This window comes from Rossellomorea yichunensis (assembly GCF_032337515.1).
Lineage (GTDB): Bacteria > Bacillota > Bacilli > Bacillales > Bacillaceae_B > Rossellomorea > Rossellomorea yichunensis.
On record NZ_JAVYAD010000005.1, the window covers coordinates 227,727 to 253,421 of the forward strand.

At 39.3% G+C, this 25,695-nt stretch carries 13 protein-coding genes; 4 read left to right on the plus strand and 9 right to left on the minus strand.

Translation table 11 applies throughout. From position 1 onward, the window contains the following. Positions 1 to 41: 41 nt before the first annotated feature. Entirely contained in the window at positions 42 to 3,494 is a 3,453-nt protein-coding gene (locus tag RSX31_RS15155) for a S8 family serine peptidase (protein WP_315635066.1), read from the minus strand. A 781-nt stretch (positions 3,495 to 4,275) separates the two neighbouring features. Between RSX31_RS15155 and RSX31_RS15160 the strand changes: the two genes are divergently transcribed. Then, a complete protein-coding gene (locus RSX31_RS15160; protein WP_315635212.1) occupies positions 4,276 to 4,905 on the plus strand; it encodes a YdeI/OmpD-associated family protein in 630 nt (209 codons plus the stop codon). 238 nt (positions 4,906 to 5,143) lie between these two features. Further along, positions 5,144 to 5,860, plus strand: coding sequence for a YwaF family protein (locus RSX31_RS15165; protein WP_315635067.1), 717 nt, complete (start codon positions 5,144 to 5,146; stop codon positions 5,858 to 5,860). Between the two features lie 141 nt (positions 5,861 to 6,001). Here the strand turns inward: RSX31_RS15165 and RSX31_RS15170 are convergent, their stop codons facing one another. Continuing rightward, positions 6,002 to 10,093 carry a S8 family serine peptidase gene (locus tag RSX31_RS15170; RefSeq protein WP_315635068.1) on the minus strand — a complete coding sequence of 1,364 codons (4,092 nt, stop codon included), beginning with the start codon at positions 10,091 to 10,093 and terminating at the stop codon, positions 6,002 to 6,004. 136 nt (positions 10,094 to 10,229) lie between these two features. Then, positions 10,230 to 11,486, minus strand: a complete 1,257-nt coding sequence (locus RSX31_RS15175) for a helix-turn-helix domain-containing protein (protein WP_315635069.1) — start codon at positions 11,484 to 11,486, stop codon at positions 10,230 to 10,232. Between the two features lie 234 nt (positions 11,487 to 11,720). Between RSX31_RS15175 and RSX31_RS15180 the strand changes: the two genes are divergently transcribed. After that, entirely contained in the window at positions 11,721 to 12,947 is a 1,227-nt protein-coding gene (locus tag RSX31_RS15180) for a transcriptional regulator (protein ID WP_315635070.1), read from the plus strand. A 54-nt stretch (positions 12,948 to 13,001) separates the two neighbouring features. On the opposite strand, the gene RSX31_RS15185 is transcribed toward RSX31_RS15180, so the two are convergent. From RSX31_RS15185 to RSX31_RS15205, 5 genes are all read right to left on the minus strand, one after another. Then, the gene (locus tag RSX31_RS15185; protein ID WP_315635071.1) at positions 13,002 to 17,162 is read right to left on the minus strand and encodes a S8 family serine peptidase; all 4,161 of its coding nucleotides are present in this window, start codon (positions 17,160 to 17,162) and stop codon (positions 13,002 to 13,004) included. Between the two features lie 566 nt (positions 17,163 to 17,728). Continuing rightward, entirely contained in the window at positions 17,729 to 19,006 is a 1,278-nt protein-coding gene (locus RSX31_RS15190) for an MFS transporter (protein ID WP_315635072.1), read from the minus strand. A 94-nt stretch (positions 19,007 to 19,100) separates the two neighbouring features. Next, entirely contained in the window at positions 19,101 to 21,005 is a 1,905-nt protein-coding gene (locus tag RSX31_RS15195; RefSeq protein WP_315635073.1) for an alkyl/aryl-sulfatase, read from the minus strand. Positions 21,006 to 21,170: 165 nt separating this feature from the next. Further along, positions 21,171 to 22,379 carry an iron-containing alcohol dehydrogenase gene (locus RSX31_RS15200; RefSeq protein WP_315635074.1) on the minus strand — a complete coding sequence of 403 codons (1,209 nt, stop codon included), beginning with the start codon at positions 22,377 to 22,379 and terminating at the stop codon, positions 21,171 to 21,173. Positions 22,380 to 22,425: 46 nt separating this feature from the next. After that, positions 22,426 to 23,946 (minus strand): aldehyde dehydrogenase family protein, encoded by a 1,521-nt coding sequence (locus RSX31_RS15205; protein WP_315635075.1) that lies wholly within the window; start codon positions 23,944 to 23,946, stop codon positions 22,426 to 22,428. Between the two features lie 451 nt (positions 23,947 to 24,397). Here RSX31_RS15205 and RSX31_RS15210 point away from each other — a divergent pair, with 451 nt between their 5' ends. Continuing rightward, the gene (locus RSX31_RS15210; RefSeq protein ID WP_282138534.1) at positions 24,398 to 25,300 is read left to right on the plus strand and encodes a LysR family transcriptional regulator; all 903 of its coding nucleotides are present in this window, start codon (positions 24,398 to 24,400) and stop codon (positions 25,298 to 25,300) included. Positions 25,301 to 25,415: 115 nt separating this feature from the next. On the opposite strand, the gene RSX31_RS15215 is transcribed toward RSX31_RS15210, so the two are convergent. Further along, positions 25,416 to 25,640: a hypothetical protein gene (locus RSX31_RS15215; RefSeq protein WP_282138535.1), complete on the minus strand. Its 225-nt coding sequence runs from the start codon at positions 25,638 to 25,640 to the stop codon at positions 25,416 to 25,418. Positions 25,641 to 25,695 lie beyond the last annotated feature (55 nt).

Genomic DNA, 25,695 nt, shown 5'->3' on the forward strand with positions numbered 1-25,695 from the left:
CCAAGAACAACCTTAATTGAAGGCTGTTCTTGGCTTATAAATTAATGTTTAACAGTTATTTTCTTCGGATCGGACGTTAACGATAATCCCGTTTCATCTGTACCTGTGACGGTTACATAGTAGTCCCCGTCTGGGTATTCAGCACCTGGGTACCATTTCAATCCATAAATGGAATGTTCGTTTTCAATATCGGCATATTCTATTACATTGCCTTCTGCATCCGAGATTTCAATATGCCAATCCATTCGTTTGTAACCAAAGATCAGGATGGATGCAGGCTTGTTTTCATTGATGTTAGTTCCAGATACATAGAAGTAATTGATAAATGGATCTGCATGCAGCAGGTCTTCATTACCGGTATATCCAACGCCTGCATTCCGGAAATTATCCATTGCTGACACCATCACAATTTCAGGTTTTTCATCAGAAATAACCTCTGTGGACCCATCTGCCACACTCTTGCGTTTGCCATTGACCCAAACGAAGCTTCCGATATAACCGCTTCCTTCTTCTATGACATCCCATGTAATCTTATACTTTCCATCCGGTTGATTCGTTATTTTTATATTTTCAACAACAGGTGAGACAGAATCCAGACTAATAGGAATTTTCGTTTGTTGAGGCTCAGCTCCATCATAATTCAACGTACTCTCATACACATAATAATAGTTTCCATCAGGGAGAAGGTTTCCTTCATCATCTTTACCGCTCCATACGATTCCATCAAATTTGTAATAAAAATCCCGGTAGCTCATGATATTCTTTCTAAAAGTATAAGGACTTCCACCTTCCGTATATTCACTAAAATCTGTTATGTTGGAAACTGTATTTCCCTCTTCATCTTGGACACTAAGGGACATTTCTTTCAAATTACGAAATGCAGTGAAGGAAGGATGTATACCCGAAGCAATTGACCTAGGCGAATAACCAACCGCGTTTTGATCAAATTTACCTGTCTGTTGATCATAACCCAATGGAAGTTCGAACATGTCATTCCATAAAACTGTATACGCTAAATAGGGATCTCCATTCACTGGACTCTCGTCGATATTATCAAGTGAATCCCAATCACCATAAAAGCCCATGAACGGCATCGTTAAAGTCGTTAAATCTTTTACAGAACTGCCTTTTGGTACAAATCGAACGAACCCTTCCACAAATCGCCCATCACTTAACTCTTCTGGCAGTGTCACAGAGATGTTCACTTCGTCATCTCGACGCGGCTTGTATTGGAATCTGCTTTTATCAGTTACTTGTTTCCCGTTTATTTTAACAACGGCATCTTCTATAGGAACAGAGTTCAACGTCAAGTAATTTCTTTCTACTCCGCCATATGTTTTTTCTTCTGTTTCATCCATTAACACATCTACTACAATTTCATACTGATGATTCGCTTTTTCTAGATTTTTAGCAATTGGCTCCACATCTAATGTGAAATCAAACGTGCGATCCACTTCTTTTAATGCAACAGATGAGGACTTCTCTAAAGGAGCACCTGAATGTTGCAGTAGGTAAGGTGTCTTGACCGCTTGTTCAATTTTCATCAACCCTGAACCTTGGCGTCTAGGCGAGTAAGGCGTATTATCATTTTCCGGGTTTGTTAAAATTTTTGATGTATTCATCAGAGCATTCTTGGCCTTTAAAACAGTAGCTTTATTTTTAGGTAATTGAAGCTCTTCATAGTACTTTTGAAGAAGTAAAGCTCCACCGGCTGCAACGTGTGGAGCAGCCATTGATGTTCCACTCATTGTTTCAATCTGGTTGTTAAGGACAGTAGAACTTATTTTCCCGCCAGGAGCTGTAATTTCCGGTTTAAAACTTAAATCAGTTGGTGAACCATATGAAGAAAAGTACGACATTGGTTCCGTTTCAGGGTTTTGCACCCAAAGCCCTTCATCTGACAATTGAGCGGTCACCTTCTCTCCACTTTTTAACCTTTCCACCAATTGTATAGAAGTTTCTTGGTCAGTTGTCACGGCCGGAATGGAGTTAGCAGAAAATATCAATGTAGAATACGGTGTAAAGTCACTTGGTGGTATAACAATCAGAGCTGCAGCACCCTTTTTCTTTAAATCATGTTGAAGGGTTGAATAGGTGGAATATCTTGCTGGTTTGGCAATAACCATTTTCCCTTCCAAGTCCAAACCTTCTAGATGTTTCCCAAATCCCTCACCAGCGAAAATGAGCTCATACTCCTTGTCGGCATCTAACGTACCAATCAATTTTTTTGCATATGGCGATATCTGATATCCTAACAAGCTTCCATCACTCAGACGAAGGGTATCGACTTTCATCTGATCGTTCTCTGATGAAGCAACCTGTAGTGCAGATGGTGTAATCCCTGGATCACCTACGAGTCCGATATCTGGATTTTTCGCTAATGGTAGTTGAGAACGTTCAAGTATGTTCTGCTTCGTGCTATATGAAGCATTTCCTGCAGCAGCTACGACTAGTACTCCTTGTTCAGTAGCATATTGGATCGCTCGTTGGACAGGGTCATTCGGATCCACCACCCCTGCATCAGATCCCAAGCTTAAATTGATGACATCCGCTCCGAACTCTACCGCATGATAAATACCTGCGACAATATCATCATCATACGCACCGCCATTATTATCCGAGAACACCTTCTCAGCTAAAAGCTGAACATCAGGAGCGACTCCGATTGCCTTTTTCTGGGATTCTTCATATGCCCCGACAATTCCAGCAACGTGTGTACCGTGGGAACTACTAGCCGGTATAACGTTGGTATCTTTATCTGCCCAGTCATAACCTGTCGGTACTTTGTCCGTATACCAAATATCATTTACTTCTGTTTCATTCAGTTTCGCTTGAATATTCTCTTCATTATACTTTGCTTTCTTCTTCCCTTTTTCGGAAAGCTTCAGAGCCTCATGCTCATAATCGATTCCTGAGTCTACAATCGCAACGACCATTCCGTCACCGCTGTAATTGTATTTTGACCATACATTCATCGCTTCCACAAGCTCATTGCTCTTTACATCCATGTGTTCATACGTTTTCGCGATACGGATATCCTTTACTCCGTCTGCCTCTTTGATTTTATGTGCTTCTTTCATCGTCGTTTCCATACTGAATCCATAAAAACCTGTTGAATACGTATGTATGACTTTAGAAGAACTATCTCTTTTTTTCATAAACGAATTTTTCACTTGTTCTACCTGTTTTTCAGGCATGGATTTTGCCTTTTCATTTACATCGACTTCGACGATTAAACGAACTTTTTCATTTAGATCAAGTGAAGTCCCATCTTGTCCGTATAATGGATGATCACCAATATCTTCAGCTGAATCAGCTATAGGCAGTTCAGCTTTTTGTTTGTTAGGGACTGCTGATTGTCCGTCTTTTGAAAAATGGAATTCCGCACCCACAGGTGTTACAAAGCTGCTTAGCAGTAGGACGAACATTAATGCGATTGATAGCCTTCTTTTCAAGGAACCCTTCATCTTCTCACCCTTTTTTATAAATTTCATTCTTATTACACATGATGAAGAATCTTAGAAGTAGATTAGGATTATGCTAGTACAAAATAGTCCCTAGCAATCATGTAATATTTCTGTTTGAAACAGGATGCACCAACTATCAGTAAAAGACATAGATAACAGATGCATGCTACGTGCTTTGAACTCTCCTTGATAAATGCCGCCTATACCTTTGTGTCAAACTTCCCCCTCCTTTTCTATCAATCTAGAAATAGCGTGCACCTCTTATACATATTCTACTGAAATCGACATTTTCCTATTGGGGGAAAATAAGTGAAAGTTTTATAAATAATAGGAGTTTTATCCTTGAATGCTTCATTAAATGTTTGTATTTCACCTGTTGACAGTGACAAAAGAATGAAAAAATAATTAGTTATTTGGGGAAACTCTCGAACCGTTGTGGAAAAAGGAAAATGATAGATGAAGGATCAATTTATGATCAATTAACCCCCGACTTGTTGATCATAGCTGATAGGATCGATGAAATTAATCCGCCCATTTCTTTACAAAACATCTGTATTCTATAATAAGAAATGGGAAAGAATGCTACTTGTAGTATCAGGCTGTTTTCGTCAACATTGTTGTTTTTTAGCCAGGAGAGCAGTGGTTGGTTTCCGCTAGTAAATCGTTAAATCGATCGACAAAGTTAGAATTCCATTCGTTAATTAAAACTGAAATTATTTCAAAATTCACTTTCACTCTACTATACTTCTTGGAGGAATTACATTTGACTACTATCATTGACAAATTAAAATTAACCAAATATAAGAATATGGCTGTCCTTCATCAGCCTGATGATTACACGGTCTTTACAGGCATGCCGGCTACTCTTTCGGAGAATCATGACGCTATCTTTATTTTTGTTAAAACTCTGGGGGAGATGACTGAAAATTTAAACAAGATCCTTCAGAACGAAAAAGTCCTGCTTCCAAAAGGATATGTGTTTTTTGCCTATCCCAAAAAAGGGAATACTCGATTTGATACCTATATTCACCGTGATGAAATGTTTCCGGCATTAAATGTGGGAGATGATGGTTATATCGGGGAAAGCGATATCAAGTTTTCACGTATGGTGAGTATGGACGATGTCTTTACGGTTGTCGGCATGAAACGTGAAAAGAAAAAAGTAGTGAAGACATCTGCTTCCAGTCAATGTGTCGCAGATTATGAGGATAATGTAAAGGATGTTGAAGCATTACTTAAAGACCATCCGGAAGAGTTGAATTTCTATCAAAACCTGACTCCTGGTTATCAAAAGGACTGGGCGAGGCAAATCTTTTCTGCTAAACAGCAATCCACACGTGACAAAAGAACCCATCAGATGATTGAAATCTTGTCTGAAGGATATAAGACGCTGGATTTATATCGTAGAAAAAAGAAGCAGGAAGAAAGAATCAAGTGAGTCGACTTTGTCATTCACTCGATTTTCCCTATCCTCTTTACATCTTTTCTAAATATAAAGTGCCGATCACTAGGATCGGCCTTTTAATTTACCTTCAGGAAACTCCACAACGTTTAAATTTGCTTTCACCTTGATCTCAACCTCAATATTTTAGTATAAAAAGCATAATAGCCGTATAAAAACCTTCCAAAAAGCACACCATAAGTTTGCTCTATATTTAAACCAGGGGTGGGAAATCATGGATTGGTTTGGCCAAAGTCATCAATCTTTCCATTTTAGCTTGTTTTCTGTAAGTCACGTCGCTACGTTAGCCATCTTTATATTTGTTGCAGTCATCATTTTTCTATACCGAAAAAATTTGAATGATAGTAAATGGAGAAGAATTGAAAAAGGAACAGCTTATTCCTTGATTTTAATGGAGATTATGAATCATGTATGGATGTATGTACATGGAGTATGGAAATTCGGCCGTTCCATGCCTTTGGAGTTGTGTAATATCGCTGTCATCTTATGTATCTGTTTACTATTGACCAGAAAAAAGATATTCTTTGAATTATTGTTTTTTATTGCTGTTTTAGGTGCGACACAAGCAATCATTACCCCTGCATTGACATATGATTTTCCCCACTTTCGATTTCTTCACTTTTTCTATTCCCATTTGTTCGTCGTATGGGTAACGTTGTATTTTACGTGGGTAAAAGGGTATCACCCTACATTCCGGTCGTTTACAAAACTTATTGTCTTTATTAACCTCCTAATGCCGATCATCTTGTTCGTGAATAAGCAGGCAGACGGAAATTATTGGTTCTTACGCCACAAACCAAATAGCCCTAGTCTATTTGATGTACTGGGACCGTATCCATGGTATATCTTAACGCTTGAAACCGTCTTAATTGTAATTAGCGTGATTACATGGCTCATCTTACAAAAAATGCGGGGAACATTTTCAGCCTGAAACAAGGCAATAATTCTATATGACATAGTGCTAAAATAGAGATTCTTTGTTACTTAGATGAGCATTAAAATAGAGTGTTTAAGGAATTAACCCCTAAACACTCTAACAGATTAGTATAAAATTGCTCAATTTTTTTTGATTTTATTGGACTCCAAGCTCCTCCAGAATCCTCTCCAAGGATTTGCCTTTGTAGTTCTTTTTCGCTTTCGGAGCATTCTCTGCTGATGGATTTTGCAGGAGATAATTCTTCTTCACAAATCCAATGTCTGCTGCATCGACATTGCCATCGAAGTTAATATCTGCATTACGATCGGATGTCCCCCACTTCTCTTGAATGTAAACAGCATCCATCACATCAATGACATCGTCTTTATTTACATCACCAGCTTCGAGTGTCGTGAACAAGATATCTTTATTCCCATGAGGACCCATCTTAAACATTTTATGGAATGTGAAATGTCCTGGTACATCCAATTCCATATTGAATTGTTCACCAATTACTGTTAATGGTAAATTGAAGTCAAACCCTGGTCCATTCTCTATAGTTCCTTCATAAACGGTTCCATCCACACCAGTCATTTTTGCTTCTGCACTGAGCTTTGAATAGTCAATATTCGTTGCAGGATCACCATTATATGGGTTCATGAATGCCTCCGCTTTAATGGTACCTTCAGCCCTTGCTTCGGGATTCATACGAAAATGAGGTGCTGCATTAAACAACATGTCTTGAGTGTTTCCTTCAGCATCGGTAATGGAAGTCCTCAGACTGCTTGGTGAAAGTGTTCCCCCATACCACTCATCTTTTACCTTATACGTCACGTTGACTAAATTCAGGTCTCCAGACAAAGGCTGCTGTCCTTCCTTCAAGGTTGCTGTAACCTTTAACTGGGAAGAATAAGGGGAAGAATTATCATTTTCAACTTTCACTGAAATTTTATCACTCATGGCTGATGCTGGTTTAACCTCTGCAATATCAACATAATAATTATTATAATTGAATGTGTAAACTGCTTCTTTTACATTCTCCACATTATTTAAGGAGAGAGCGACATCCAAAGTTTCACCCATACCTGCTGCCCGTCTGTCTGGCTGCACGAGTGCATAAGGCTCCCCTTCTCTGATGAAGTAAATGTCACTGCTTTCTACATATGTTCTGTTAGTTGCCGGATCGATCCCGGTAAAATCGAGATGCATTGGTCTTGTTTCGTCCATTGGAATGTCAACTGAAAACGTTCCATCTTCATTAACCGGCAGTTCTCCACTATTTCGGAAATTAAGATAATCCCGATAGATAATCTTATTATCTCCTTGAGTAACATCAACACCTGCTTCTTTCATTTCCCCAATTTCTTTATCGAAGATTGAACCTGTAATCTTGACTGTTGTTTCTTCTGGTTTGTATTCATATACACCCGACTCAGGTTTTAGAGAAAGCTTTGGTGCATTATAGTCAATGTATAGTGTATCCGTTTCCGAGAAAGTCTTTCCATCATCGTTTGTTGCAACGACCTTTACTTTATAAAAACCAGGCTCAGCACGTTCCGGATGATGAGCAAGTGGTTTATCTGGACTTCCTGTCAGTGGGTAATAGATCCCATCAAAGGCATTCCTTAAAGTCAAGTCACCATTCGTTAAACTCGAAGCAAATCCATCAACTGATCCAATAAATCCGATTTCTTTGTTTGTTTTTCCATCTACTAGGAATAGGTCAAGTGTTTTCATATGTGATTTTAAATTGAATGTTGCGTCAATAAAGCGAGTCATACTTACATCAAAATAATTGTAAGGGAAGGTCATTGCTTCGTGGCTAAGGTTGTAATAATTGATTCCTTCTTCCACCGTTTGAATGGCAAAAGGAACCTGGTAGGTTTCATCCGGATTGTTTCTATTGGTATACACGACATATCCTTCATATGTGCCCAGTTCTGCTGTTTTTGGAATCGTCATGAATACATTCGTTTTCTTCTTGGCATTTCCGTTAACTTTTATTGTTGATTTGGTTGTAAGGTTCACTCCGTTTTCCGAAGCATCCTTTGAGCTTCTGCGATTCTTTTTGAACTGTACCGTTACATCAAATGTTTTGGATTCTTTACTGTTGTTGTATAGGACAACGGAACGATCCTCTGTTAGATGTTTGCCATTTGGGGCAAATGTACCGAAGCTGATAGCTCCCGTATTATTGTCTATGCTTTTTTCTTTTCCATCAACTGGATGCAACGTTTTGCCCAGCACTTCAATTCTTGTGTTTGAATGGATAGCTTCATATGGATCGACAACACCGGAACCTACTTCGTACACACTGTAATCTCCATTTAACGGATCTGCCGTATTCATTAAAATTTGCTTAACTTCTGATGGTGATAATTCTGGATTTGATTGTATTAATAACGCTGCCACACCCGCGGCATTTGGACTTGCCATTGACGTTCCGGATAATCGGTCGTAGGCGTATTCATACTTCCCTATTTGATCTTCTCCATGCATATAGGATGGGATTGTTGAGAATACAGAGACACCAGGAGCTGTTACTTCCGGTTTAATGTCATATGTTGTACGTGCGGGACCACGGGAGCTGAAGTCTGCCAATTTGTTTCCTTCGGTCGTTTCTTGTCCCATTTCATCAAAAGAGAATGTTGCTTCTCCGGCAGAGACTTTCTTTTTCAGCTCATTTCCTTGTTCGTAAGATAGATTGAATGTCGGGACAAATTGATAGCCTTCCCCTAAATAGGTCGGGATGAAGCCTTCTTCCGGAATATTATTATAGAGCAAAACAGCTTTTGCACCTTTTTTATAGGCTATTGTAATTTTATCCACGAAACTTGTAATGCCACGTTGAATTAAAACGATTTTCCCTTCCACATTTTTATTATTATAATGGGATTCATATCCGAGGGAAACATCGATAACTGGAATACTTTGTCCCATTAGCTCCTCCAAGTTATCTTCATACCCTTTTCCAAGTAATTTCAAATCTGCAGGAATCGTGGTGTCTGCATGCAGTGTTCCTTTCGCCGTAACAACATTTTCGGAAGTGTCACTGGCACCAACCGTTATAGCTAATGGGGCAGTTCCCGGAGAACCAAGTGTATACAAGCCACTGCCGCTGTTTCCGGCTGATACGACAGCTGTCACGCCGGCAAGTACGGCATTATTTACTGCAATGCTTGTTGCATACATTGGGTTGTTGTAGTTTGCTCCAAGTGAAAGATTGATGACATCCAGTCCATCCGCTACCGCTTGATCAATCCCTGCCAATACATCTTCTGTATATCCGGAACCATAGGGCCCCAAGACACGATAGACATATAAATCAGCATCTGGCGCTACCCCTGTTACGGCATGATCGACACTGTTGTCCCCTGTACCGGCAATGATCCCCGAAACGTGTGACCCATGATGAGTATAATAGTATGCACCTGTGAGGGGATTCCTTTCTCCGTATCCTGAGTTCTTCCAGTCTTCATACGTCGTTTCCATTGGATCATTGTCATTGTCCACAAAGTCATAGCCGCCCTTATAGGCATCCTTTAAATCAGGATGGTTATAATCAACGCCTGTATCCAGTACCCCTACCTTTATCCCTTCGCCGGTAAGTCCTTCAGCATGTAATTTATCCACTCCTGGAAAGGTACGCATTCCTGTTTCATTATTTTCGTTAGAGGATTTACCTTGTTGTACAGGAGGCTCTACATGTACCTCATCATTTGACCATACCGCTTTTACTTCGTTGGATTCCAATAAAGCCTTCACTTTGTTGGCAGGCAGTTCAATCGCAACACCATTAAAGGCATTTTTATACGACCTTTTTACTTTATAAACTTCTTTTTTCTTTTTAGTTTCATTTTTATAAATCTTTTGCAGATCTGATTTGAATGTTTTATGTGCTGCTTCAGCTTTTTGTTTAGCCTCGTCAAGTGACAGCTTCTTACCATTAGCAGCAGCCTCTACCACCGCTGTCTCAGCGGGCTTGTCCTTAAATTCTACAATGACAGATATTTCTTCTTTACTTTCGAGATTCGTTTCTGGGGATAGTTGCAGTCCTTCTAAATTGTTCACTTTTAATTGATTTAATGCTTGCCGCTGCTCGGGAGTCAATTTTTCCAGTACCTGGTCAATGGGTGATGCTGTTGATGCGGCGGCGACCTGATCAAGAGGAGTCTGTGCAACAGGATTAAGCAATAACCCCGTGCCTAACGTTAAAGTTGTTAAACTTTTTGTCAATTTGTCCTTCATTCATCTCTTCCCTTCTTCTTTTTACTAAACCTCATTTCGATTATATTTGGACTTGACGGGATATCATTTTCGGAAAATTCAATCAAATCAAAAAAAAAGAAAAAGAGCACTTCTGCAGCTCTTTTCCTCAAAGTAACTATTCCATTTTTCCTGTTTGTAACAGATTAGTATATTTTTTATCATGTTGGGATGTTGCATAAACCCTGTATTTCCAAAAAGCTAACAAACATCTTTTGAACCTTTCTAAATTTCCTATCCTATTTGATAAATCAGCTACTTCCACTAGTTCATCCAAACCTTTTTCAAATTGACTGCTTTTACATAAAAACAAGGCGTAAGCATAGCGAAAGTCTAAATTCATTTTTTCTTTCAGCCACGGTTCCTTGCTCTCGGCCATATCGTCGATTACATGTTGGAACCTTTCTATGAGTGAATTGGCATCATTTAAACGATCTAATCGAACATATGTCTCAAATATCCTAGGCAGTCCCACATATATATCTTCCCTTTTTTCCAGCCAGGAGAGATACTCGTCTACATATTCCAACTTACCAAAATCCAACAGGGCAGCATAGCGATTGCCTGCAGCAATTCCCGCATAATACTCACTTATTATTGAGTATTCATCTATTATATTCAATACTTCTTCAAGGGAGTCCCCTACTCTTGAAAGGGCAAGTCCCTTATACATTAGAGCCCGTCCATAATAGTCGCCTTCGGGTGCCAATTTCTTTAACCTTTCTGCATAATTAAGCACCTGCCACCATTCCTCGCGCCGATAGTAATCTGCCATGATCCACATGTAGGCCTCCAACATTATCTCATTAGGCATGTATGCTAATTGATCCAATACAAAAGAAAGGGCATGCTGTCCTTTTTCTGTCCCTCTTACAATATAAAATCTCCTGAAATAACTTACCGCGACTTTTTCTGAAAAGCGATCCGACTCATTCTCAATAATCACCTCATAGAGCTGAAGTGCCTGTTCGCCTTTGCCTCCTTGAAGAAGTTCTTCGGCAACAGTAAAGATATATAACAAATTCTTCTTTCTGATCGTTTTTGACTGTTCTTCAAGCATTAGATTTAATAAGGCATTGTAATGGTTAACATATCCTTCCGCTGCACACTTATACAAGAAGTGTATACTTCTGCGTTTGTCCACATGATTTCCTTTATTTAAGCACTCTTCAACATAGTATTGATAAAGTGTACCCTCAGGTAGACCGAATGCAGTTGTTATCACATCCAGATTTTGCAAGGAAAGAGGCTGCCTGTGATTAAAGAGACGGCTAATCTCGCTTATATGAATACCGGATTCCTTGGAAAGCTCTGTTTTATTCCAATTTTTCATTTGCATATACTTTTGTATTTCTTGATAGAGAGCAGCATTCATTTGATTCACCTGTTCCTTTTCATAAAACGAATTGAGCTGTTGCCATGAACAAACTCCCTTGATTGATGTTTATTTGATAGAATTTTTCAAAAACATTATCCCATCAAATTCAATTATAATCAAAGGAAAATGATAGAAAAGTAACAATAAGAGAGGACTAAACAGGCTTTGTTGATACCTTAAATGGAAGGTATTTATTCATTACTATTCTTTCAACCTTGGAGTGGATGTGGCATGGATAAAGGAAAAATCATTAAATTTTATCGTCAGAAAGCCAAACTAACACAAGAACAGCTTGGATATGGGATTTGTTCAAATACACATGTTAGTAAAATCGAACAGGGGAAAACGGATTATTCATCAGAGATCACCTCTTTGTTTTCTAAACGGCTCGGAATTAATATTGAAGAGGAGTTAATGCGGTACAAAAATATCAAGAGGCTCCTTCATAGTTGGCATGATGCGATGATCAGGCAACGGGATGAAGAAATCGAAACGATAAAAAACGAACTGGAGAAAGAACCATTAATAACGCTCAGTGACTACCAAGTTCTTTATGAACTTCTGAATGCTAGATACCATCTACTGCATCAGGAATTTAAACAGGCCGATAAAATCATAAAAGCTATTAATAAGAAGCATAAACATTTGCCACCGTACGAAAGAAACTTACTTAAGCATTTATCAGGCATGTATTACTTATCCAAAAAGGATGTATTAAAAGCATTCGCTACCTTAGGAACAATTAACGTTGATGATTACAATAATGAAGAGTACTATTTAACGTTAGCGACCTCCTACCTTGCCACAGGTTCAAAGGTAATGGCTTATTACTATGCAGAAAAGTCGTTGCGATACTTTATCAATAGTAATAATTTGCTAAAAATGATCGACGCAGAAATGATTATGTTGATGACGCGCGAAAGTGACGGATACAGTGATTTTCAACAGAAAGTTGAACAATACGATGCTTTAATTCAAACTTGTAATTTATGTCATGCTTTTGAGAAGAAGGCACGTGTGCTTCATAACTTAGCTTATGAATACTATAATAGAAATGAATATGAATCTGCAAAACGACTGTACGAACAATCCATGTGCCTAAAAGAAAAAAAATCAACATGTTATTTAACTTCCCTGGAAGGATTCATTTGGAGCTGCCATAAAGGTAATTTATTGGCGATTAACGAACTAGAAAACCTAGTACTTGAAGGGATTTCCATTGCAAGGGAGCTCAATGAATATTTATCTTCAATCAACTTTAAACTTCTTCATCTTCTACTAAACAACCAGCAAGCTGAATATTATAACTACCTAATTACTAACGCTCTACCCTACTTTAAAAAGCGTGGTTATGTATCGTTGGTCCAACAATACGAAAAGGAACTCTTTCATTATTATATGAAAACAGACGAAACCAATAAGGCTCTTGAGCTGGCGACAAAAGTATTTTCGGATTAATTAATAATGGAAAATAAATGCCAGGAATTCACCCCTGGCATTTATTTGTACTCACTAATTTAGTGTCTCAAGACCAATTGAGCGGAATAATTTTTCCAACGTCACCTTGCCATGTTTTTCTTTTGGCTTTTTATTCTCTTTGGCATCAGGACCTTTTTCAAGGAAGTTTTTCTCTATGAAACGAAGATCTGTTTCATCAACTTTTCCGTCTTGGTTTACGTCTCCCTTGTTAACCCCTACATTTTCTTTTCCGTATGAGAAAACGGAGACGATCGCATCTTGTATATCAACCACCTTATCCCCATTAACATCACCAGCCAGAGCTTTGCCCGCATCTATTAAGATCCGTACCCCGGCGAGATCTCCATCGACGTTTTTCACTAATTTCGCCGAGGCTTTGGTCATGAGGTGACCTGGTACCTTTACATAGATTTCATACTCTTCTTCTGATAATGGAAGGTTATCGATTGTAAAGTATCCATTACCGAAAATCTCAGACGCTTCATAGGTTTTACCATCTGCCGCTTTTGCATATACTTTTGCACCAAGTTTAGAGTAGTCAATCGAAGCATCCAATTGTCCATTTTCATTATAGAAAGCTTCGGGTTGAATATGTCCATTCACAACAGAGTGTCCGGCTAGAATTGTAAATGACTTGTCTTTAATTACACGAATCATTGTAGGACTGGAATCTGATGTTTTCTTATACTTAAAGGAACTCGTTTCAAATGTTATTTCCTCTTGAGCATAGTATTCATCATTAATGACTTTAAATGTGACATCTAAGAATGGCAGATCTTTATCAATGAGGAAGTCATTTTGGTCAATCGAAGCCCCTACTTTAACGTTCCCAGAAGATAATGTTGGCTCATCCAGATTTACTTTAACGCCTTTTTCATCGGCATATTGTTTAAATGTATCATTGACTTTTACATTTTGAAATTCAAGTAATTTATTATAAAAAGGTACGTTGTATTCTCCGGAGGCGAATTGCTTAATATTGTTCAAATTCAATGTCATTGTAATTTCGTCACCCATAAGAAGCTTTTCTTTGTCATAAGTAGGAACGGCATATTCAGCTCCTTCTTTTATGAACTTGTAGTTTTTAATACCTTGTGGATATGCTTCAGATGCAGTAGCATTATTGAAGGCAAACACGTTGGTATCTAAATAGGTCATGCTGTCAATTCTTTCCTTCATAGCAGGAAGTCTAAAGTTTCCTTCACTATCCAGGTTAAGAAATAAATGATTATAGAAGCTATATTCCCACCAAAGTACACCATGGATTGATTGATCAATATTTATACCCTTCTCTTTGAGCTTGTCGACGGCATCATCGTATACATTTCCATGTAGCCATATTGCTTGGCCATCATACCCATCTTCTGTGGTATACATTGAATCATTCACTTCATACAGGCCAGGTTCCATGGATAATTCTACTTTTGGAGGCGTATTGTCAATCATAACAATGTCGTCCTTACTATATGCTTTACCCTGCTCATCATACCCAATCATTTCAAACGTATAAATACCTTCCGGCAATTTCACCTTTTTATCAGAAATTGGCTGCGAAGGATCATTGGTGAATGGGTATACCAGTCCAGTAAAAATTTTATCGCCCCAATAATCAATACCAGTCATTAAATGGCTTGTATCGATGGTTCCCATAAATCCAATTGCTTCTCCGGATTCATCTCTCACCAACATATCAATCGTCTTTAATGGGCTTGATAAATTGATGATTGCATTGGTATATGGCGTCGTATACGGATGCATATTGATGGGATCATTCGTAATCATCGGTCTTGTCAATTCCATCTTCTCAAATCCTTTATCTGTCACACGGATGGCAAAAGGGATTTGGTAGTTCTCTTCTTCATTTTTCGAATTGACAAGGTGAATGTATCCTTCATAACGTCCGATTTCCGCAACTTCTGAAACACGGATAACCGGCTCAATTTCTGCAGATTTTCCTGCTTCTACAGAAATCGTATCGGGCATCGTTACTTCTACCCCATTCTTGCCGGCATCTTGAACCTGTCCCTTAGCCGGTAAAAATTCAACATTTGTGATAAATTCCTTCGTATCTTTTTCATTTAGATTTTGAATTACGACTTTTCTGCTGTCTTCAATATGTCCTTCTTCCTCTTTAAAGTGAGTGCCAAAAGCAATGGAACCCGTTTCTTCATCAATTTCGACAAGGCTGCCATCTTGTTCATGCATCGTTTTGTCCAGAACCTTCACCAATGTATCCGCATGGACTGCCTCATGGACATCAATCCGGCCTGCGCCAACTTCATTAACGGAATAGTCACCATTCATTTCATCAGCAGTATTCATCAAAGCTTCTTTCACTTCAAAAGGTGTGTATTCGGGATGAGCTTGCATGATGAGTGCTGCAGCACCTGCTACGTGAGGAGAGGCCATTGATGTTCCACTTAGACGGCCATATGCAGCATCATAACTTTCTCCCTCTTCTGGATGATTGATAAACTCAGGAAAAGTTGAGGATATCGCCACACCTGGTCCTACGACATCTGGTTTAATGTCATCATTCCCGTGAGCTGGCCCTCTCGAACTGAATTCCGCTAAGTGATCTCCCCCTGTCTTGACGCTTCCTAACGACTCAAAGGTAATTTCTGATTGTGATTTAAGTTGTTCCCCTTCAGCCTTTGATATGCGGAAAGCAGGTATATAATTAGTCCCTTCGCCTATAAAAGCTTCTATTTCACCATCGACATTGTTATAAATAATCGCCGCTTTAGCACCTGCATCTTTAGCATTTTGCACTTTTTCATCGAAAGTAATGAGGCCGCGTTCTATGAACGCTACCTTACCAGTTACATCTTTATTAGTAAAGTCGCTTTTTGCACCGATTCCCACTTCAACAATAGGAAGGGTCATATTCTGGAGGTCTTCCAAGTTATCTGTGAAATTTTGTGCTAATAGCTTCATATCCTTAATTTCTTGATCTCCCGAATTGGCAGTAATGGTAGGGATCGTTACTGACACATCGCTGGCACCAACTGTTATTCCTAATGCAGCCGATCCTGGAGATCCCAGTGTTTTTTCATTAGGGCCTGTGTTACCTGCCGCAACGACCGTAACAACGCCTGAGAGCATTGCATTGTTAACCGCTATAGACGACGGATTAAGAGGGTCATTGATATTCGACCCTAGAGACAGGTTGATAACATCCATACCATCTGTTACCGACTTGTCAATCCCTGCCATTACAGCAGCGGTGGATCCACTCCCATATGGACCTAATACCCGGTATGCATAAAGATCGACATCAGGGGCTACCCCCTTTAAGGCTGCTGGAGAGCTGTTTTCCTTGGATGCTGCGATGGACCCTGATACGTGTGTTCCATGGTATGTATAATAACTGGAACCATTGAATTCAGGCTTCCCGGAATCCTTCCACTCTTGATAAGTCGCCTCCATGGGATCTGAATCATTATCGACAAAATCGTATCCGCCTTTATAAGAGCCTTTTAAATCCGGATGGTTATAGTCAATACCTGTATCAATAACCCCTACTTTAATCCCTTCACCAGTGATATTCTCTTGGTGAAGCTTGTCCGCACCAATTTGTGAAAGACTGTCATCGACATGGGATGGAGTCCCTGAATTCATTTCTTTTGCCTCTTGTGGGAGATCAAGCTTAACTTCATTATCCTTCCACACTCGCTTCACGACTCCTGTACTGAGAAGCTCTTGAACTGCCCTGGCCGGCAACGTCATCGCTACACCATTGAAGGCTGCATGGAATTCTTTCGTTATCTTGGCATCATCCATATTTTCATCATCTGGTCTATTTAATTTTTTGACCTTTTTCCACTCTTTTTTAAACGTATCATGCTCGCTTTCAGCTTTTTCTTTTGCAGAAGATAGAGACATTCTTTTCCCTTTGACAGCTTGCTTTGCGACCTCTACTTTTGCAGGAGCCTGATTAAATTCGACGATTACGTCAACCATTTCAGAGCTGTTTTGGTTTATCTCTGGTGATATGGTGAAACCAGGCGAGATCTCCAGCTCTTTCAATGCCTTCCTTTGCTGATCCGTTAAGTTCATTAACATTTGCTCTACGTTTTTCTGTTTATTCTGAAAATTTTCTTCAGCAATAGCTCCTGATGGAATCCCTGCGGAAACTAACAAACTGGCAATTAAAGTTCCCTTAAAAATGGGTTTAAGCTTTCCTGTATTCATAACGTTCCCCCTGATTGTTTTTAATGGTTAAATACTACTAATACAACGGTTTACGGATGAATGAAGAGTCAGACAATCAACTAATAAATAGATCTATTTAAAACAAATGGGTACCCTAGTTCAAATTTTATATAACCTTCCATAATGCGACAATGGGGGGAATTGTTCGATAATATCCAACCTTTTACAATTAAATAGAAATCGTCTACAGGAAAAAAGATCTACTTCGGACTTAAAGCGTTATCAACAATGAATATGTGGTCAATACGCTTTTATTGGTTTTGAAGTTTTATCTGCAAGTGACAATAGCTTCTCCCTACAATTAGGATTAAGTCACTTAGAAAGAATACTATATGTCAGTCTGTTATCCTCTGAATCTGCAACCTATCAACACATTACAATAGTAATAGGTTTTAAGACCTGAAATTTTGTAATGGAATTCCCCCAAAAGGAACTATCATGTAGTCTAAACGGATTGTGACGAGACTGAGCAAACGAAAAAAAGCTTGGAATAATAGGATATCCCAAACTTCGTTTATTCCTGATATCAATCTGCCAAATAGAACCTAATTTACTATTCGTCCATTCACCTGAGCGGTTTTGATGGAAGAGCTATTAACACCTACGCTTCTTTCTGGATTAGCGAGAAGTAAGAAACAGATTCCAAAGATGAATAATAAGGCTGAAGATAATACAATAGCATGATTAAACCCTTGAACTGCGTGATTTCCTGCCGATTGTACAAAGTTTCCGACAACAGCCGACCCAACAATCCCTGCTAATGTCGCAATCCCCATCATTAGACCCGACATTAATCCTCCACGTTCAGGAAGTAAATAAGTGACAATCTGCGGTCCCATGATAAACATGAGAATCGCTGAAGCCTGAACAAAACACATTACAGCAAAAATCCAGGCTGAATGAGACAGGAGTGTAATAGAATAAAAGAGTAATCCCGCCAGTATCAAAGAAAGTCCAGAGACAAATACATGTGATTTCCTATAACTCTGATTCTTTCTGAATAAATGATCTGTCAGCCATGATAGCGTAATATATAAAACGCTTGCGATAACACCAGCTGCAGCTATAAAGTACCCCATGTTTGTTTGCGTAAAGCTTTTGACCTCAGTAAGATAAGTAGGCATCCATACAAGAATGAACGCCACCATCCAGTAAGCGGCAAACCCAGCAAGACTAGTAAATATAAAGGTTCTCGATCGTAAAATGACTACGAGTTCGGACCATTTAATTTTTTCTAAAGGTTCTTTGGTATCACTTGCCATCACCTTGTTCTCCGGTTTATCACGTCCTAACCACATCCAAAGAATAAACCAAACTAAGCTTATACATCCTAATATTCCATAAGCTATACGCCAGCCGCTGCTTACGATCAAAGCAACCAAAATCGGAGCGGATACCAATGCGCCGATTGAATTGCCGAAATTCAGGATAGAGAGCGGCAAACTACGGGATTCTGGAGGAAACCATTTGTTCAGATGGTTGACAGCCGTTGCATAAAACGGTCCTTCCCCAATTCCTAATAGAACACGGGACAGTAGAAGTAAAGGGAGCCCCGTAATGATAAACGCACTAAATTGTACAACAGACCAAATGAGTGCCATAATGGCCAACATTTTCTTTGTTCCTATTCTGTCGGACAATGCAGCTCCGATCACACCAGCAATCGAAAAGAACCAAAAAAAACTGCTACCTACCACTCCCCATTGTGAATAAGTCAGATTAAGATCTTTCATAATTGGAACAGCCGCAAGCCCTGCGATGGATTTATCTGCAAAGTTGATCACCGCAAGAAAAAATAAGAACGCAAGTATCCCCCAACGCATATTATTCCAACCCTCCCTTGTAACTAAATATACAACCCGTATGAAACTGATTGCGATATTCATTCCATTTCTTATAGTGAGCGATGAAATATGATTAAGGAGTTACGATAGCAGGAGACCAGCCGAACTCATCTAATAGTGATAAAAATTCATTCAGTATCGTTTGATCACCAGAGATGATTAATTTACCGGCAGCTACTGCTTGTTCTGCGGAAAGCAATTTAAGACCGATTCCATAGAATGTCATTTGATCAAGAGCCAGGGCGACATCCGGATCAGCGTCTACATTACCTTCTTTATAGGTCAAAACAGCATTTTCTAACCTAAGGGTATATGTTTGGTTAGAATTCGTAAGTGTAACATTCAATGTTATGTTTCTTCCATCTGCTTTTGGACCGTTAAGTTTAATAGCCATCAGCTTTAAAAAATCAGCTACTGGCATATAGTTAATAATTCCAGAAACATCTAATGGGGAAAGGTCTTTATTCATTCCATTTCTCAGTTCGGATGCTCCAACCAGATATATATTGCGCCAATTGGCAGATTCTGCTTGGTAACCTAATTGTTCGAATGCATCTGCTAATAAATGTTTCGCTTCCAGATTTTCTGGATCTGCCATTACTACATTTTTTAGTACTTGAGCGACCCATCGATATTCACCGTTTTCAAAGTCTGCTTTTGCTTGTTTCAAAACAGCATTCGCGCCACCCATGTATTCTACATATTTACGACCAGCTTCTACTTGCGGCAATGGATCTAAATCTGAAGGATGTGCACTATAATAACCTAAATAAAAATTGTAAATTCCCTTTGAATTATGCTTTAAAGTACCATAATACCCGCGATTCCCCCAATACGTATCTAAAGAGTTGGGAAGTTTGATTGTTTCAGCTATTTCGTCCATCGTATATCCGTGATTGGCCAGACGCACTGTCTGATCGTGCATATACTTATACAAGTCACGTTGCAATTGTAAGTGTTGTATAGCACGATTTTTTCCCCATACTGGCCATGCATGAATCATGAGCAACGCATCAATCTCTTCATCTTCAAATAAATCGATTGTTTTTTCCAGTGAATTAGCCCAATGGAGAGCATCCCGAGTTTTTGCCCCTCTTACTGTGTAGATTTGATGCATCAATTGATTGGCGTTCTCTGATACAAATAATGCCTTATACTCTTGTATATAAAAATGCATTTCTGCTGGTGCTTCTGTGTTTGGAGTTAACAAAAACCGAAAGTTTATCCCATCAATTTCCATCGTTTGGACTTCATCTTCGATTTCAACAGTAGGCATTTCAAAACTCATGGTCCCAGAACTCATAGTCGGACCAAGCCCAATAGATACAGAACCCTTACTGCCATCTAGAATGTTTTTACCAAACTGATACTCTGCCCTGCGCGCCATAATCGTACCTAAAAGGACATTTTCACTTAACACTTCTTCCGTAAAATGTTGGGGAACGACAATAGGGATATCCGGATTTTGTGCATACTTCAGAACAGCTTGAATACCAGCAAAATGGTCCGCGTGACTTTGACTTATAATGATGGCTGAAACTGGCTTCCTTGGACGATGTTTATAATATAATTCCATCGCAGCTTCAGCAGATTCAGTACTTGCTAATGTATCACAGACAATGACTCCTTGGTTGCCTTCTATAAAAAAAGTAGTGGCAATTGATTGTCCACGAATTTGATAGACTCCTTCTACCACTTCAAACAAACCGGATATAGCCTGTAATTGTGCATTTCTCCACAGGCTTGGATTTACAGTCTCAGGAGCAGTACCCTGTAGAAAATCCAGCTTATCGATGTCCCAGACGACTTCCCCGGAATCGTCCTTAATCATTGTAGATTCCAATGGTGCAATAAAACCTCGTTTGGCATCTTCGAAATCCTGTCGATCTTCAAAATTCAGGGAATCGTACACTTCTGAATTTGACTTTTTAGTATACGAAGTAGCGGGCATAGATTGATTTGATAGTTTGCTTATCATACAAGCCTCCAAGAATTGTTATTTTGTCATTAAGTAAAAAGGAAAACACTTTGAAATCCCTGGCACTTATGGTAGTTCCCCAACCATACATGAATAGTAGATTTTCAAGTGTTTTCCTTGTAACTGGAATACCAGATTTTGAATATAATTAGATTGCGGCCGAAGCTAAGCCTTTATAGTCGTTTCTTCAAACACTTCGTTGGTCACTTTGGTAATAACCGTTGCTGGTATCTTATAGAAAACTCCGGCAGGGTCATTATGAACAGCCGGCACCAAATGTTGCAGCTGATCTTGATTACTTCCATATTCAGCAAATGTGTCGGGTAAATTAACTGCTTTGCGGAGATCCCTTATATAGTGGATAACATCCTCTAAACATTTTTCAGGTTCTTCTGAAAGATCCTTGATTCCTAACGCTTGGGCAAACCCAGTGATTCGGGGCAGATAGAATTCAGGCATTGATTCCATTACATTTGGCAATAGTACAGCATTAGCCAGTCCGTGAGGGATTTTAAATTTAGCCCCTATCGCATGGGCCAAATTGTGAACCGGAATCGCATTCAGGCACAGACAGAATGCAGAAATCGCCATCGAACTCGCCATTAGCATATTCGCCCTGGCTGAAAGATTTTCTCCTTTACGAACGGCAATTTGTAAATTGTCTGCAATCATACGAACCGATTGTAGGGCATAAGCATCTGTCATTGGGTTTGCCTTTGGTGAAAAATACGCTTCTACTGCATGAGTCAAGGCATCAAATCCAGTAAATGCCGTGATTTTAGGAGGAAGCCCTACGGTTAAATCAGGGTCCAAAATGGCCATATCTGCACTGATGAACGGATGAAGCAGGTTTGTTTTTATCCCAAGCTTTTCATTAAAGATCACAGCTGCCGGTGATACTTCAGCACCTGTCCCAGCCGTTGTCGCAATGGCTACATGCGGAATCGGAATAAATTGTGCCTCCGGCCACCACTCCATCACATTTCCAGTAAGAAGGGAATCACGGATATCATCCAGACCTTTATGTAGCATCCACTTGATCCCTTTGACTGTATCTAAGACGCTGCCCCCGCCAAGAGCAATCAAGGAATCACCGTTGCACTCTTTAAAGAAGCGAGCTCCCCGATTAATGATTTCACCTTTCGCGTCCTGTTCGATTCCTTCGAAAACTCCAACGAGCTGAGGGGTACCAGGTATGAGTTCAAATAATTCTTTGATTTGATCTGTAATTCCAGCCTGAGTCAAACCTTTATCTGTGTAGAGTACTGCCCGTTTACCTCCAAGCCCTTTAATCATCTCAGGAAGTAGGGTTCTGGATCCCGCCCCGCTATTAACAACAGTTCTTACAGAAAATTGAAAATATGATGTCGACATTGAATCACCTGCTTTTTTAATTTTTGTATTCTTAACGCGATCTGTATTATCCCAATAACATTTGATACCAAGGTCTTTGGCTTACTTCAGGTACGAGTGAGCAGTGAACATGCTTGACTTGAGAATATTCATCCAGCGCATGGCGTCCCAATTCCCTTCCAAAACCGCTTTGTTTGTATCCACCGAATGGAGCATCACTTCTCATCATATGCCAATCATTAATCCATATCGTACCAGCTTTTAATTCACGTGCTATTTTCATTGCTTTATTGACATCCTTAGACCAAACTCCACCTGCTAAACCATAAATCGTATCATTCGCAATCTCAATTGCCTCCTCAACTGTGGAGTAACGAATGACTGAAAGTACAGGTCCAAATATTTCCTCTCTCGCAATCTTCATGTCATTATGAACCTCTGCAAAAATGGTAGGTTCAATATAATATCCATTTTCAAATCCTTCTACGATTCTACGTTTTCCTCCGCAAACCAATCGTGCACCCTCTTGAACACCGGATTCAATATAAGAAAGAACGCTGTTCAATTGTTGTTTTGATACAAGCGGCCCCATACCCGTTCCCATATCTAATGGATTTCCAATTTTAATGGAGCTTGCAAGCTCGGATAATTGTTCGATTACTTGTTCATAAATGGAATCATGCACAAGGACTCGAGTGCCTGATTCACAAACTTGCCCGGAGTGTGTCAAGAACCCGAATAAAATCCCTGGAATGGTAATATCCAAGTCGGCATCCGGCAATACAATGGCTGGTGATTTTCCCCCTAATTCTAGAGTGACGCGTTTGACCGTTCCCGATGCCATTTGCATGATGCGTTTCCCGACTTCTGTAGAACCTGTAAACGCGACCTTGTCTATACTTGGATGGGTCACAAGCTCCTCACCGATGCTTGCTCCAGGACCGGATACAACATTAAATACACCTGCCGGTATACCGGCTTCAGCAGCCAATTCTGCTAATTTCAAGGTAGACAACGGCGTATTGGATGCTGGCTTGATTACAATTGAGTTCCCCATCGCCAACGCAGGAGCCAACTTCCACATAGCAAGAATCATTGGAAAATTCCAAGGTGTAACGGCCGCTACAACACCAATTGGTTCCCGCCAGATCTGGTTATTACTTGGGCCAGGAAATGGTACTGTTGGGAGGGATTCGACGTAGGCATACTCTACAGTGAACTTTGCTGTTTGCTGCAGGAGATCTACTATGGATAGTATGTCTAGGTTTGAGATACGTCGAACGGTAGCTCCCGAGCTGATAGATTCTAAGTAACCTAGTTCTTCAGCATGTTCAAGAATCTTATTTCCAAATTGGACAAGTACGTCTGCACGTTCCTGAGGAGACTTTTTAGACCATACTCCCGAATCAAAAGCACGCCTGGCAGATGAAACAGCCTCCTCTACATCTTCTTTCCCAGCTTTCGCTACCTTTGCCGCCACTTCACCTGTTGCAGGGTTTACTACCTCAAACGTTTCTCCGCTTTTCGCCGGTTTCCACTCCCCGTTAATATAGAGTGGATAATCTAGGATTTGCATCGCTGCTTCCATTTAGAAACTCCTCCTTTTTCATTCTTTTATAGACCACAAAATAAAATAATGCTCTCTTATCAAACTATTTAACTTCAACCCGTTCAACTCGCAGAGTTCTTCTTAAAATTTCACCTGTACAATTATTAGATTCCTTCAAAACTTGATTGTGCCTCTGGTACTTTGCAAGCTTGTCCTTCACGAAGGAAGCGCTTTCAATAATATCTTTAGTTTCTTATTTATCATGCTTCCATGTTCATAGAGACTTGATGGAGACTGTGAAAATTACCATTCTCAAATTCTTTGATTTCTCTCTATATTTTCAACTCTATATTTATTTCCCTCCCCAACTTTTTATTTTTCAGAATATTATCAATTGCTTGAATTTAGTATATATATAATTTACACTGAAATAAATTTACTATTAATAATGAAAACATTACCTATACTTATATATTAAAAGGGGAATCCAATGCATATTGAACAACTGGAATACATAGTAAAGGTTGCGGAAACCAAATCGATTTCATTAGCTGCACAAGACCTTCATGTTTCTCAATCTGGTATCAGCCAATCCATTACGAAATTAGAAGATGAGTTGGGCGTGAAACTATTTAAACGCTACAGACGTCTTGGTGCCATTCCAACTGAAGAAGGCAAAACATTAATTAAAAAGGCATATGAGGTGTTAATAAGACTTCAAGAATTTAAGGAAGAAGCACAATCTCTTAACACAATCGTGTCCGGAGATTTAAAATTATCATCTATCCCCGGCTTTATGCTGCTACTGTTAGAACCTTTATCTGCTTTTAAAAACGCTTATCCCAATGTGAATATAGAAATCTCTGAAAAAGGCACACAGCATATTATTGAGCTTATCGAAAAGAATCAAATAGACATTGGCCTTATCACGATATATGAAGAATTGGTAAAAAAAAGAGAAGATTTATCATTTGACGCAATACTTGAAGGACAAGTGAAGGTATTTGTTGGTAGATCGTCACCTTTGGCTTCACTTAAATCAATCACTCCTGAACAATTAATGAGTCAAAATGTTATTTTATATAATGGGGATTATGTAAAAAGGTTTGCCGATCATTTAATTAGTACATTTGGACCAATGAATATTTTATTTACTTCGGATAATACAGAAGTAATAAAAAATGCGATTATTGAAGGATTCGGAATCAGCTTCGGGCCAGACTTTGCTTTAAAAAATGACCCTTTTGTTTTAAGCGGAGAAATCGTCCCTATTGAAATAAAAGGCTATGAACAAGTAACGATCTGTTTGGGATGGGTTCGTTCAGAGAATAATCATTTTTCCATAAACACAAAGAAATTTTTAGAATATTTTAAATTCCATTCGCGGATGTAAGCAGATAAAGTGGGAGATTAGCTGAAACACTTGATATATTAGTTTTCACTTTGGATATTATGACCCAGAGGGATAGTTTAATAGAAAAAAAGCCCTCCAAAGAGGGACGTGTATGTTAATAAAGCGGCTGACTGTTCTGGCAAGGGGGAAATCCATTAATATCTTGAATCATATAATAATCATACTGTTTCAGAGCGAATTGCGTTTGATACAAATATTCAATAACAAGAACCTTGGACCCCGAAACACCGCACAAAACTCCTGATGTTCCCTGTCCATTTGTTAATGAAATTCCTACAGGCTGGCCCGTTAAATATCTGATTTTTTGTTGCCAAGGCATATCATCACTCCTTTATGTTAATCCTATTACATTGGAAAGGATTAGTGCCTGTATC